At 42.0% G+C, this 12,928-nt stretch carries 13 protein-coding genes and 4 pseudogenes; 2 read left to right on the top strand and 15 right to left on the bottom strand.

Going from position 1 to position 12,928, the window contains the following annotated elements; all coding sequences use genetic code 11:
- The first annotated feature begins 63 nt into the window (after window positions 1-63).
- Window positions 64-696, top strand: coding sequence for a histidine phosphatase family protein (locus tag NM96_04470; protein ID AVR78695.1), 633 nt, complete (start codon window positions 64-66; stop codon window positions 694-696).
- 56 nt (window positions 697-752) lie between these two features.
- Here the strand turns inward: NM96_04470 and NM96_04465 are convergent.
- The 14 genes and pseudogenes from NM96_04465 to NM96_04400 all read right to left on the bottom strand — a co-directional run bounded on the left by NM96_04465 (window position 753) and on the right by NM96_04400 (window position 10,715).
- A pseudogene (locus NM96_04465) lies at window positions 753-833 on the bottom strand (NADPH quinone reductase MdaB).
- Between the two features lie 489 nt (window positions 834-1,322).
- On the bottom strand, window positions 1,323-1,952 hold the full coding sequence (locus tag NM96_04460) for a hypothetical protein (protein AVR78694.1): 630 nt from the start codon (window positions 1,950-1,952) through the stop codon (window positions 1,323-1,325).
- Window positions 1,953-2,122: 170 nt separating this feature from the next.
- A pseudogene (locus NM96_04455) lies at window positions 2,123-2,524 on the bottom strand (transposase).
- A 9-nt stretch (window positions 2,525-2,533) separates the two neighbouring features.
- Window positions 2,534-2,929 (bottom strand): hypothetical protein, encoded by a 396-nt coding sequence (locus tag NM96_04450; GenBank protein ID AVR78693.1) that lies wholly within the window; start codon window positions 2,927-2,929, stop codon window positions 2,534-2,536.
- A 101-nt stretch (window positions 2,930-3,030) separates the two neighbouring features.
- On the bottom strand, window positions 3,031-3,408 hold the full coding sequence (locus tag NM96_04445; GenBank protein AVR78692.1) for a hypothetical protein: 378 nt from the start codon (window positions 3,406-3,408) through the stop codon (window positions 3,031-3,033).
- A 21-nt stretch (window positions 3,409-3,429) separates the two neighbouring features.
- Window positions 3,430-4,248 carry a hypothetical protein gene (locus NM96_04440; protein AVR78691.1) on the bottom strand — a complete coding sequence of 273 codons (819 nt, stop codon included), beginning with the start codon at window positions 4,246-4,248 and terminating at the stop codon, window positions 3,430-3,432.
- A gap of 111 nt (window positions 4,249-4,359) precedes the next feature.
- Window positions 4,360-4,917, bottom strand: coding sequence for a hypothetical protein (locus NM96_04435; protein AVR78690.1), 558 nt, complete (start codon window positions 4,915-4,917; stop codon window positions 4,360-4,362).
- A 456-nt stretch (window positions 4,918-5,373) separates the two neighbouring features.
- Window positions 5,374-5,589 (bottom strand): annotated as a pseudogene (locus NM96_04430) (type IV secretion protein Rhs).
- 116 nt (window positions 5,590-5,705) lie between these two features.
- Complete coding sequence (locus tag NM96_04425) at window positions 5,706-6,128, bottom strand: hypothetical protein (GenBank protein ID AVR78689.1); 423 nt, start codon at window positions 6,126-6,128, stop codon at window positions 5,706-5,708.
- A gap of 1 nt (window position 6,129) precedes the next feature.
- On the bottom strand, window positions 6,130-6,999 hold the full coding sequence (locus tag NM96_04420) for a hypothetical protein (GenBank protein AVR78688.1): 870 nt from the start codon (window positions 6,997-6,999) through the stop codon (window positions 6,130-6,132).
- 133 nt (window positions 7,000-7,132) lie between these two features.
- Window positions 7,133-7,516, bottom strand: a complete 384-nt coding sequence (locus NM96_04415) for a hypothetical protein (protein AVR78687.1) — start codon at window positions 7,514-7,516, stop codon at window positions 7,133-7,135.
- Window positions 7,513-8,592, bottom strand: coding sequence for a hypothetical protein (locus NM96_04410; protein ID AVR78686.1), 1,080 nt, complete (start codon window positions 8,590-8,592; stop codon window positions 7,513-7,515). Before NM96_04410 ends, NM96_04415 begins: the two co-directional genes overlap by 4 nt.
- A gap of 65 nt (window positions 8,593-8,657) precedes the next feature.
- Window positions 8,658-9,203 carry an SMI1/KNR4 family protein gene (locus NM96_04405; protein ID AVR78685.1) on the bottom strand — a complete coding sequence of 182 codons (546 nt, stop codon included), beginning with the start codon at window positions 9,201-9,203 and terminating at the stop codon, window positions 8,658-8,660.
- A 9-nt stretch (window positions 9,204-9,212) separates the two neighbouring features.
- Window positions 9,213-10,715 carry a hypothetical protein gene (locus NM96_04400; GenBank protein ID AVR78684.1) on the bottom strand — a complete coding sequence of 501 codons (1,503 nt, stop codon included), beginning with the start codon at window positions 10,713-10,715 and terminating at the stop codon, window positions 9,213-9,215.
- Window positions 10,716-10,771: 56 nt separating this feature from the next.
- Between NM96_04400 and NM96_04395 the strand changes: the two genes are divergently transcribed.
- Complete coding sequence (locus NM96_04395; protein ID AVR78683.1) at window positions 10,772-11,737, top strand: IS30 family transposase; 966 nt, start codon at window positions 10,772-10,774, stop codon at window positions 11,735-11,737.
- 347 nt (window positions 11,738-12,084) lie between these two features.
- On the opposite strand, the pseudogene NM96_04390 reads toward NM96_04395, so the two are convergent.
- Window positions 12,085-12,909, bottom strand: a pseudogene (locus NM96_04390) (hypothetical protein).
- Window positions 12,910-12,928 lie beyond the last annotated feature (19 nt).

The raw sequence follows: 12,928 nt of genomic DNA, 5'->3' as shown, positions 1-12,928 counted from the left end.
TCAGACGGCCTTTGCATCATAAGTTAGTTATACCCTATACTTCCCGATCTCCAAGGAACTATGATGTCAAAACAACTCACTTTTTATTTTATTCGCCATGGCCGTACCCAATGGAACGAACAAGGACTTTTGCAGGGATCAGGCAATTCACTACTGACCGAACAAGGGATTGTAGGAGCCCAGAAAACCGGGGCGGCACTACAACAAGTAGAATTTACCGCTGCTTATTCCAGCATTTTACAACGCGCCATTGATACGGCTGGCCATATTATCGGTCAGCGTCCTATTCCTCTTTTTCAGCACTGTGGACTAAATGAGCAATCTTTTGGAAGTTGGGAAGGTATGCAGATCACTGACCTGCGAAAGCTAACCGAATTCAAACAACTGACCAATGACCCGGCAGCTTATAAAGCATTAAGCAATGGTGGCGAAACTTTTGAACAATTAGCAGTACGTGCAATGGCCGCCCTTTACGATATCGTTAAAGTACATCAATCGGGAGCCAATATTTTAGTGGTATCGCATGGCCATACCTTGCGGCTTTTATTATCCTTACTATGCGGAGCGACTTGGGAAAATCATCGTGATGAGGGTAAATCCGTGTCATTGTTGAATACTTCGATCAGTATTGTGAAATACGATAGTGAAAGCGGTTTTCATATTGAGCAGCTTAACAATGTGGCCCATTTACAATGATCACAACCATTCAACAATAATAAAAAAGGTGGGCATTTTCCCTACCTTTTTTGCCATTAGCCAAATACTTTTTCCAAGTGTGCTTGGTAGTCTGCTAAATATTGTTCTACTTATGGATTTTTAATCACATCGTTACATCAGCTTAATTACTGTTCACAGTTACTGGGCTAGTGCTAGCTACTGCCCTACTCTTCCGTTAGCATTTGTTTGTAATGGTATTTATAAACTGCTAAGGTACTTATCTCAAAGAAGTTGGAGGTACTTAGTATAGTAGAAGCTATTTTCCCTAGACACTATTCCATCACTCATTAATTCAGTGGTAGAGTTACAGTAAAATTAAGCAGCTTAAAACCTATTGATTTGATACTAAAAATTGGAGTACTATGAGCACACTCTCTTGAGTATCATTAATTCTCATTTGACATATAGGAACAAAACAGCGGAATTTGTAGAAGAATAGGGAAAAGGAAATTAATTTATATTATGTTAAATTCATAACGCTAGTATTTTAGCCTGCTAACTCCTGTTTTGCTCAGTAGTACAATCACTTACAAAATTTAAAAGTAAAAGGCCGTCTGAAAGGTTTTGAACTGGCCCCCAAATCTTGGACACTCATAAAAGCCTATTCAGGCGCTCTGTGCAAGCTGGGTTCTGTATGCGACAGGACTCAGCTTTTTCAATTTCAAACTGCAACGCTCCCGGTTGTAGTAATCCATATAGTCATCTATCTGCTTCATCAATTCATCTACCGTCAATTCACCTGCGTTATAGAAACACTCCGTCTTCAACACCGCAAAGAAGCTTTCCATCGGCGCATTGTCCCAACAGTTCGCCTTTCGCGACATGCTTTGAACCATGGAATGCTCCGCAAGCAATTCCCTATACCCCGCCGTACGGTACAGCACACCTTGGTCCGAATGAAGCATCGTTCCTTTATCAGTCAGACGGAGTGCGGCTTTTTCGAGCATTTCCTTCACCATTTCGCTGTCGGCTCTGCGGCTCATGGCGTAGGCGACGATCTCGCGGTTGAACAAGTCCAAGATTGGCGAGAGGTACAATTTGCCGTCTTTTCCTTTGAGTTCGGTAACGTCGGTCAGCCATTTTTCGTTGGGCTTTCGGGCTTTGAACCGGCGTTTGAGGAGGTTTTCCGATATTTCGCCCATAGCGGGATGGCGGTAGGCTTTTTTCGCCCGTATGAGGGCTTTCAGTTCCAACTGCTTCATCAACCGCGCCGCTTTTTTGCGGTTCCAACCCAATGCTGCGGCAATGCGCCTTTGTCCGTAGCGTCCTTTATGCCGCCGGTAGGTTTCGACAAGGAGGGCTTTGTCGGCTTCATCGGGATCGGGTCGGTCTTGGTGATGGTAGTAAAAGCTGCTTTTGGGCAGGTTTGCGATGTGCAGCAGGTATTTGAGCGGGTGTTGCGCCCTCAGTGTTTGGACGGTTTGGCTTTGTCCTTTGCGGTCTGCTTTTGGCTGAGGGCTTTTAACTCCTTTAGGTAGGCGACCTCTGCGCGCATATAGCACAACTCTTCAATAAGCTCTGCCTGCGTTTTTCTTGGTCGGGTTTATCTGCGATGAAGGGGTTTTTGCGGTGTTGGGGCATGGTTTTGGATTGGGGATGTTCGAGTGCGCCGATACCGCCTTCTTGATAGGCGCGTATCCATCGTCTCAGGTGGGTTCGGGAAATGCCGTAGTGGTCTGCGGTACGCTGTTGGCTGCGTATATGCAGGTAGTGGAGTACGGCTTGGTATTTGAAGTGTAATGTATATTTGCTCATAAAAAAACTGCACCTTGTGAGTTGGAGGGGATGTCCAACTTTTGGGGTGCAGTTCAGTTTTTCAGACGGCCTTTTTGTTTATATCCCCCCAGCCTTTTCTCAACAAATCCCTTGTTGTTAAATCCCCGGTTTTTTTCAATTTCATCCAGCATTCTTTTGGTTGTAATAACAAAACGGTTGTAGTGCAGCCTGTTCTTTTCATCATGATACTGAACAGAACGTGGACTTTGAGGCCTTCTGAAACGGTTTCGTTACGGATTCTGCCCCATGCTTCGTGTTCGGCCGTCCATACGGCTTCGCCTTTTGCATTGTGTGCGGCAATCGGTGTGCCGAGATGGTCGAGTTGGTAATAAACCAAGTCGGGCTGCGCTTCGGACTGCTCTTGGGGTTCGGGCGGGATTTTCAGCAGCGGATCGGTTTCGGGGTCGTAGCTGTACGGCTCGGCGGTCGCCCGAATGTCTTTACTTCATGGCGATACAATATTTTTAACTGAAAAGGACAGGCAACCAATTCCTCAAAATATCAATCTCTCTAAGCCTTAACTCACTTTAATAATAATTAACTAACAACCTTATCTATCCCAACATCAGGAATTAATAATTTTTTAGGTGAACCAATAAAAGATAAACCATCCTCCCTCTGTTTAACATGCCATAAAATTAATCCATTCTGCCATGACTTCCATAGCTCATCAGCATAATTGATAGGTTCTTCTAAAATAGCTCCAACAGCAAAAGGAGGAATCCAAATTTCTGTTAAAATACCATCCCCTTTCCAGCCAGCATGTCTAAAAGCTGTAGTAATAATTTGATACTCGGCATCCTGTGGATTTAAATTGCTAACTTTGCAAAAATCTAATAAATCAATCCACTCATAAATGTAAACATAGAAATTCTTTGATTTTTTTAGGGAAACCAATTGTTCTTCGTAAGTCATCTTTAAAAAACCTTAAATTATTTAAAATATTGTAATAATTCTTTCGCTTCTGGCTCTAGCACCTTCGATGAAATTATGCCTTTGAGTTTTAAAAGAGAAAACTTTTCCTCCCCGCCTCAAACAAGGAAGTGCTGTTTTAATCGCTGTATTAATTGAATTTTCAACAGGTTTCAATTCTCTTGGGTACCGATTATTGCCATCAAATAAAGTTTTTGAAGCAACCCAAGCATCAATATCTGATTCAATTTGATCCCAAGGGGTTCCGTTTCCTCTTTTTCCCGTTACCAAACTTCCCCTTAATCCAACGTGGGCATCGGGAGCTACTTTTTTAATTTGATTTTGATGGAGTTTAACAATAGCTGTTACTTTGGTAATGACCTCTCCTCTGGAGTATTTTGTGTTGCGACAATTTTGAGAAACGGGAGAAAGACCATTAGGATCTACCCACCTAATTGGATTAGGTGCATAAACATAAACATTTATCCCACCCATCAACCCAATCGGATCCAGATTTACAAACCGCCCGATTTCAGGGTCGTAATACCGGAAACGGTTGTAGTGCAGCCCGCTTTCTTCGTCGTAATACTGACCTTGGAAGCGGAACGGGATGTTGGCTTTGAGGCCGTCTGAAACGGTTTTGTTACGGATTCTGCCCCATGCTTCGTATTCGGCCGTCCATACGGCTTCGCCTTTTACATTGTGTGCGGCAATCGGCGTGCCGAGATGATCGAGATAAACCAATTCGGGCTGCGCTTCGGACTGCCCTTGGGGTTCGGGCGGGATTTTCAGCAGCGGATCGGTTTCGGGGTCGTAGCTGTACGGCTCGGCGGTCGCCCGAATGTCTTTACTTCATGGCGATACAATACTTTTAACTGAAAAAGCCGTCTGATAAAGAGGGCAAGCTTTTCAGACGGCCTTACTTTACTTTTTGACAAATAGAAAGACAAACAGTTATTCAGGCGAATAAACAACCATTACACCATCCGGAAACTCCCCTTTCCAACCACAAGGGAAACCACCATTTTTATAAACCTCAATTTGTTTCTCTAAGAACATTTTTCTATTTTCATTTATTTTTTTACTAGGTATTTGAGAAAAAGATTTATAAGCTATGATACTTAGAAAATCATTATAAATAAACCCATCTATATCCTCCAACTCTTTCCGATCTAAATCAAGGTTTTTTATTTCTTTGTAAACATATTCCCATAAGTTGTCTGAGATACTACTCCATAAGTTATTAACTCTTTCATCAATCTCTTCAACATCATAAAAAGGGGTAAAGCAACTCGGTACAACGTCCCCAATTAAATCAGGATAACTAAAATAAGGTGCAGGTGGTTCTTCGACAGTATATAAATCATAGGCTTCTTTTTGGCTATGCGTAATTTCATAACCCTCTAACGAAAACGAACCACTTAAAAATCCTTTAGACGCAATTAATTCTTTATAACGCGTCAGTTCTTGCTCCACTAAAAATTGGTATTTTTCAAAATCAATATTTGTCATTGTATTACCTTTCCATTAATAAAATGATTTGAATATATTATCCCATGATGATTCTTTTGCTCCAGCCTTAGGCATCAATGGTTCTCCTTTTTTCAATGCTTCTCTCGCTCCTCTTTGCAAGGCAATCAATTTTAATTTTTGCTCTCTGCAAGAACCGGAAGAGCCTATTTTCTCAATTACATTTCTAATTACATTTGAATATCCAAAGTGATTCGAATTATGCTTAGAAGCTCCGAACCAAGCATCATTTTTCCTAGGGTTGTCATGTTCATTTCTAGGAAGTCCGATCAAATTATGGATTCCATCTCTCTCAAACCCATGGCATTTTAAAATTTTTTTTGCTTTTTTATTTTTATCCTCATCATTATATAACTCCTTCGGGAAAATATGATGTACCTGATATTTATCCCTGTGCGTATCGTGTTTTACGGCGTTCCAGAAGACGCTTCTATGATCCAATCCCAATGGATCAATCCATAAAGTCGGGTTGACAACATAGGCATACAAATTTCCTCCGCCTTTCAACCCAATCGGATCCTGACTCACAAACCGCCCGATTTCAGGGTCGTAATACCGGAAACGGTTGTAGTGCAGCCCGCTTTCTTCGTCGTAATACTGACCTTGGAAGCGAAACGGGATGTTGAATTTGAAGCCTTGTATTCGACTAACTATACAACTTCGCTTTTTTCATTGTGTGCGACAATTGATGAGCCGCGATGGTCGATTTGGTAATTACTATGATCAATTAATCATATGATCCTAAGCCTACAAATTTCTTAAGAATTTAGCTAATTTAATGTAGTGATCAAAAGGGTTATTGCAGCTTGCTTTGCATCATAAGTAAAACTTAAACAATCCCATACGATATTCGAATTCTTAAATTCTAGTTTCATTGGATTGATAAGCTCATAACTTGAAGCCAAAATAGGATATTTCTTAATAAACCTACGAACAATCTTCGAATTAAGTATAGTATTATCTAAATAAATATAATCTTTAAATATGATATAAATTTTAATTTTATGAGAGATAACGATTATTATATTTGCTTTTTCACTTAGGTATGTAATTTCTCTATCAAATACATAGCTGTTTCCAGAAAGTGTAAAAAACCCCTTTAATTTATTAGGAAATTCCTCCATAAAATCAATCACTATATTATTATCTATCGTAATTTTTTTATGATTCATAGATACTTGTAAGTTATTCATATCATTTACCATATTTAATTAATTTATTGGTTGATTTTAAATTTATTTTATCCATGTTTTCAATGAAATACTGTGTAGCCCCCCCTTTACCTAAATGTGGATTTGCCCTCGTTATTCCCTTAGCCATACATGTATCTTTTGTTACTATAAAACCATGTAAAGCGGTTCGTATATTCTTTCCTCCGTCTGTATTCTCTTTATGAGATACTTGAACAGAATCATTGTATTCCCTCGCAGTCCGTGCTGCTAAGACATCTTTTGCTGTCACAAAATAATTTCCAGGTGTATTACCGTGCGGATACAACGTATACAAAACTGTACCTGCTTTGACAACGACATTTTTATATGAATCTATTCCTGGGTACGGATCGGATCCTTGCCACCTTCTTGCAGTAGCAGAAGGATTTTTTCCTGAACAAGGGTCGCCATTACAGCAACGCTTCTTTTTATGCAAACCAAGTGAATCGACCCATAACGTCGGATTCGGTGCATACTCAAACAGATTCATCCCTCCCATCAACCCAATCGGGTCCTGACTCACAAACCGCCCGATTTCAGGGTCGTAATACCGGAAACGGTTGTAGTGCAGCCCGCTTTCTTCGTCGTAGTACTGACCTTGGAAGCGGAACGGGATGTTGGCTTTGAGGTCGTCTGAAACGGTTTTGTTACGGATTCTGCCCCATGCTTCGTATTCGGCCGTCCATACGGCTTCGCCTTTTGCATTGTGCGCGGCAATCGGTGTGCCGAGATGGTCGAGTTGGTAATAAACCAATTTAGGCTGCGCTTCGGACTGCCCTTGGGGTTCGGGCGGGATTTTCAGCAGCGGATCGGTTTCGAGCTCGTAGCTGTAGGGTTCGGTAGTTGCCCGAATGTCTTTACTTCATGGCGATCCGATATTTTTAACTGAAAAGGCCGTCTGAAAAGGGGGACAAGCTTTCAGACGGCCTTGATATTTTGCATTTTTAATCCAATCTACTTTTTACTCAGCATTCTTCAAATTAAACTTATGCACGAATACCATGGTAAATAAATATGTATTTACCATCTTTTTTATAAATAGAACCTTCTAATGTGAGGTCAGTTTCTTCACTATCTGCATATAAACAACTTTCGACCCCTATAATTTCTTCATTATTATTTATTTTATATATTTCAAATATTGGTCTGTTATCATTTTGCGCAGTTAACGCAATTTCTTTAGGTGCTAATGATAATTTTTTATCTGAAATATTTTCATAATCTAGGTCTTCCAAAATTTCATCATACACATTTTTATTAAGCTGAAATTTAATTTCAAGCTGTTTAAAATCTCTTTGGTTCAATAAATTTAAAAATTCTTCTATAAGATCCAAAAAATTCTCTTTTCTTTGGAATGTAAACATATTTATTTCCTTCTTCTTGAAAGTTGATTAGTTGAAGAACCTGCATTAGCCCCTAGGCCAATTAGATATTTTCTAGCTTCCAAAGTAGCACATTTTGCAGCCTTTGCGCTTAGGCCTGCAGCTCTCAAAGGATTATAGGCAACTACTGTTTCCGCACCTAAAATTCCTGCTTTAGATGAGTTGTCTTGAGCACGATTTGCCCGATAATGCGGTGTATTTCTTGTTGAGCCATCAGGGTTTCTTCCTTGAATACTAATAGCAATAGCATGATTATATTTATAATTAGGAATGTTTCGAACGGCTGCATCTTGATAAATATGATGTGAATCTTTCAATCCACCAATTTTTTTCATATCCCCATGCTTACCAATAATTACATTTTCACTTTTTAATATTTCTTTACATCCACAGGCTGTTAATTTGTTGCACGAAAATGCTGAGAGGCCCAATGGATCAACCCATATAATCGGATTCGGCGCATACTCAAACAGATTCGTTCCGCCCCGCAACCCAATCGGGTCCTGACTTACAAACCGCCCGATTTCAGGATCGTAATAGCGGAAACGGTTGTAGTGCAGCCCGCTTTCTCTATCGTAATACTGACCTTGAAAGCGGAACGGAATGTTAGCTTTGAGGCCGTCTGAAACGGTTTCTTTGCGGATTCTGCCCCATGCTTCGTATTCGGCCGTCCATACGGCTTCGCCTTTGGCATTGTGTGCGGCAATCGGCGTGCCCAGATGGTCGAGTTGGTAATAAACCAATTCGGACTGCGCTTCGGACTGCTCTTGGGGTTCGGGCGGGATTTTCAGCAGCGGATCGGTTTCAGGGTCGTAGCTGTACGGCTCGGCGGGTTTGTCTTCCCTTTCTATGCCTATCGGCGAGGTCGTCTGAAATTGCGCCAACGGTTCGAATGTACCGGGTTCGAACAGGTAATGGGTGTTTTGTCCGTTGGTGCTTTCAATGGAAAGGGTGTCTTCCTGCCAGTGGTAGACGGTGGTTTCTCCGTTGCGGATTTTGGCGGTACGCCTGCCCAAGGGGTCGTAGCGGTATTCGGTACTGCCGTTACGGTTTTCTATTTTAATGAGTTAATTCAAGCCATTCCAAATATCAATGAAAGAATTTTAGTATTCTTATATTAAGAAAACAATTAGCATTCAGATGTAAGCATACTCAAAAAATCGTTTAAATTATTTGAAACGCATTCAATATTTTCAAAATATTGAATTCCACTTTCCTCTGCCTCAAAATCATGAAACCAGTAAAATATTTTAGACATATACTCGTCTTTTATGCCAATTAAAATTAAATCTCCACCTCCTGCAGATGCAATAGGTAACATTGATGATGGATATCTATCATTGTACATATTTAAATGCCACTCAATAGATTCTTCTAATTTAGGATTATTAAACAATCCAAAAAAGAAATTTAAAACCCTACCATCTAAAAAACAACTATTATTTGGTATTCCTCCATTATGTTTTTCTAAAAATTCCTTATATTCATCTGGTAATAATAAATTATGCTCATTTTCAAATTTTAAAATATCATCACATGAAGCTGTTTGATGGGCATTTAAAAATAGATACCTTTTGATAGCTTTCTTACTTAACTGACCTTCATTGCTCTCTAAATCTTTAATTTCTTCTTCTGACTTACCAAATTTTAAAATTTCAACCATTTTATACTCCATAAATTAATATTAACGTTTTCTTGTTCCACATACCGCAGCACCACCAGTATGTTTAATTGCATCATGGAGATCATATGGAATCAACTGAATTTTTCCATTTTTTTCTGTATGATGCCAAATGTATCTCTTGCCATCTATTATCATATTTCCTTTATCCTTATAATTATTACTATTGCCAAATGCTATTCTATTTGCTTGACTAAAATCTTTACTATCTGAAATAAACCCTCCGGGTAAATTAACTGTTCTTATTGCATATCTGGAAAAATCTGGGAATCCCATCATATTAAAAGGAACCCCATGTTGATATTTTGATGATAATCCTGGGTATTTTTTTAAAATATTTTGATTAACATCTTTCATGGTCATAGTTTTACCTGCAAAACATGAATTTATAGGGAATTTACCATTTATTTTTTGTGGAGCACTAGGACCATGTCGAACTGCAAAACTAGATTTTGATGCCAATCCAAATGGATCAACCCATTCTATTGGATTAGGAGCATAAATATAAACATTTATCCCACCCATCAACCCAATCGGATCCTGACTCACAAACCGCCCGATTTCAGGGTCGTAATAGCGGAAACGGTTGTAGTGCAACCCGCTTTCTTCGTCGTAATACTGTCCTTGGAAGCGGAACGGAATGTTGGCTTTGAGGCCGTCTGAAACGGTTTCGTTACGGATTCTGCCCCATGCTTCGTATTCGGCCGTCCATACGGCTTCGCCTTTTGCATTGTGCGCGGCAATCGGCGTGCCGAGATGGTCGAGTTGGTAATAAACCAATTCGGGCTGCGCTTCGGACTGCCCTTGGGGTTCGGGTGGGATTTTCAGCAGCGGATCGGTTTCGGGGTCGTAGCCGTACGGCTCGGCGGGTTTGTCTTCCCGCTCTATGCCTATAGTTTCGGTCGTCTGAAATTGCGCCAGCGGTTCGAACGTACCGGGTTCGAACAGGTAATGGGTGTTTTGTCCGTTTGTGCTTTCGATGGCAAGGGTGTCTTCCTGCCAGTGGTAGACGGTGGTTTCTCCGTTGCGGATTTTGGCGGTACGCCTGCCCAAGGGGTCGTAACGGTATTCGGTGCTGCCATTACGGTTTTCTATGTAGCCGTATTCGCGCCGGCTGCGGTTGTGGATTTGCTGCAGGATTCTGCCCATGGGGTCGTATTGTGTTTCTTGGCGGATATGCTTTCCAAGAGAGCGTTCAGTTTCGCGATGTAGTTTGTCGCGTTCGAAGGCTGCTATTTCATTATGGTTGAGGGTAATGCCGTGCAGGTGGCCGCTGCCATAGTGGAGATAACCGATACGCTGCCCGTCGGGACGGATGGTTTCGGTACGGTTGCCCAATGCGTCATAGCGGTGATGCCAGACGTGGCTTCGGGCTGTGCCGTCCAGGCTGTCGTGACGGTATTCCCTGATGAGGTTGCCGAGTTTGTCGTAGAAGTATTGGTGGCGGCTACTCTTGTGTATTATGCAAAAGGTCGGCGGATTCGCATTTGAAGTGCAACTTTCCATAACAGAAAAAGGCCAGTATGCGGTAGCATACGGCCTTTCCTGCAAGAAAGATTGCCATGAGCTACACACAACTGACCCAAGACGAACGATACCATATCCAATACCTGTCCCGCCACTGCACCATCGCCGAAATCGCCAAACAGCTTAACCGCCACAAAAGCACCATCAGCCGAGAAATCAAGCGGCACTGCATCCAAAGACAGCAATACAGCGCCGAAAAAGCACAGAAGCAAAGCCGGCTGACCAAACAGCACCGGCGAAAACCCTATAAGCTCGATTCGCAGCTGGTTCAACACATCGACACCCTTATCCGCCGCAAACTCAGTCCCGAACAAGTATGCGCCTACCTGCATAAACACCACGGGATCACACTCCATCACAGCACCGTTTACCGCTACCTCCGCCAAGACAAAAGCAACGGCGGCACTTTGTGGCAACATCTCAGAATATGCAGCAAACCCTACCGCAAACGCTACGGCAGCACATGGACCAGAGGCAAAGTGCCCGACCGCGTCGGCATAGAAAACCGACCTGCTATCGTCGACCGGAAAACCCGCATCGGCGATTGGGAGGCCGACACCATCGTCGACAAAAATCAGAAAAGCGCGTTATTGACCTTGGTCGAACGCACTACCCGCTACACCATCATCTGCAAATTAAAGAACTTAAAAGCCGAAGACACTGCCCGGGCGGCCATTAGGGTATTAAAGGCATATAAAGCCAGAGTCCACACCATTACCATGGATAACGGCAAAGAGTTCTACCAACACACCAAAATAGCCAAAGCATTGAAGGCGGAAACCTATTTTTGCCGCCCTTACCATTCTTGGGAGAAAGGGCTGAATGAGAACACCAATGGACTCATCCGGCAATATTTCCCCAAACAAACCGATTTCCGAAACATCAGCAATCGGGAGATACGCAGGGTTCAAGATGAGTTGAACCACCGGCCGAGAAAAACACTTGGCTACGAAACGCCAAGTGTTTTATTCTTAAATCTGTTCCAACCACTGGTACCCTAGTGTTGCACTTGAAATCCGAATCCAAGGTCGTCTGAAAACCCGATATGATTTCAGACGACCTTGTTATCGTTTCTATTTTACTTTTGAAGCTCTTTCACCTCTTTTTCGCTGAAACGGACTTTGCCTTTGTCTTCGCGTTTGAGCAATCTCCAAACGGTATCTTCCCGAAAAATAGGATTACCGTTCTCATCTCTCTTCGCACTGACTTGTCCGGCAGGCAGAAGCTCTCCCTGATTGATTTGGATCTCATGCCCGATGAAGTTGTCGGTACCGTATCTGCCTGAAAACGGGGCGGGTGTACCTGCGTTGAGGAGCAGAGGCAAGTTGCCGCTTCGATCTTGATCCTGCTCGTGTTTGAGTTTCTGCTCCCGAGCCCAATCCACCATATCTTTGGGGTAATAGGGATATTGGCGCAATTCGGTATCATCCAAATCATCAAGATAAGCGATGGCAGCGGCTTCGAAAGCCCAGTAACCGCAAAATCCGTTCTGCTCGGGGTCAAGATGGGTCTGGTATTCAAGGTCACTCATGCCGACCATTTCGTGATACCAGTCTTTGAGATACGCGTTGAGTTCTTCTAACTGTTCTTCTTTGGTTTCGCCACGCATAGCTTCACCGAATAAAATGGCGTGTTTGCCCATTTGGACGTAATCCGGATCAGGACGATTTTTAAAATGGTAGTCCAAAAAGTCTTCAATAGTAGTATCAGGTTCTAAATCATCTTCAGCATTGGCAAGGATGACTTCAAGAAGACGTGGGAGCAAGTCTTCGCGTTGCAGGAGGTAGCACAGCGCAATGAGGTGCAGAGTTTTAAGGTAATGCTCAACGTCACACCACAGCATCGGGCTTGTGTAGTAGCCGACATCGTTTAATTTAGTTTTATTTTGCTGCCAGAATTTAGTTATCTCTTCCTCTGAAGCTAAAAATTTTTCTAGAACAGGAATTAAATCCTCTATCGGTTTACCTGCGGTATATATGATTTTCAAATAATCCCAGTAGGTTTCTGCTTGTTGTCTAGATAAAAATCGTAATGCCAAATCATCTGAGAGTTTCCATTTATTATATTCAGGAATAGCTTCCAGAAAATAATTATTAAATTTACTAAATCTTTCCTCAGTCAAAAAATGCTGCCTACGTTTCTTGTTAAAAGGGATTTGTTCGGTCTCGTTCATTTTATACTCATATAATAGT

This window comes from Neisseria mucosa (assembly GCA_003028315.1).
Taxonomy (GTDB): Bacteria; Pseudomonadota; Gammaproteobacteria; order Burkholderiales; family Neisseriaceae; genus Neisseria; species Neisseria mucosa.
The sequence above is the reverse complement of the archived record's forward strand: the minus strand, read 5'-3'. Positions and strand labels throughout refer to the sequence as shown.

What these genes read in the sequence shown, in the direction of transcription:
- NM96_04425 (AVR78689.1), bottom strand. Translation starts at nt 6,128, where the DNA reads ATGAATAACTTACAAGTATCTATGAATCATAAAAAAATTACGATAGAT.
- NM96_04470 (AVR78695.1), top strand. Translation starts at nt 64, where the DNA reads ATGTCAAAACAACTCACTTTTTATTTTATTCGCCATGGCCGTACCCAA.
- NM96_04405 (AVR78685.1), bottom strand. Translation starts at nt 9,203, where the DNA reads ATGGAGTATAAAATGGTTGAAATTTTAAAATTTGGTAAGTCAGAAGAA.
- NM96_04400 (AVR78684.1), bottom strand. Translation starts at nt 10,715, where the DNA reads ATGGAAAGTTGCACTTCAAATGCGAATCCGCCGACCTTTTGCATAATA.
- NM96_04395 (AVR78683.1), top strand. Translation starts at nt 10,772, where the DNA reads ATGAGCTACACACAACTGACCCAAGACGAACGATACCATATCCAATAC.
- NM96_04435 (AVR78690.1), bottom strand. Translation starts at nt 4,917, where the DNA reads ATGACAAATATTGATTTTGAAAAATACCAATTTTTAGTGGAGCAAGAA.
- NM96_04445 (AVR78692.1), bottom strand. Translation starts at nt 3,408, where the DNA reads ATGACTTACGAAGAACAATTGGTTTCCCTAAAAAAATCAAAGAATTTC.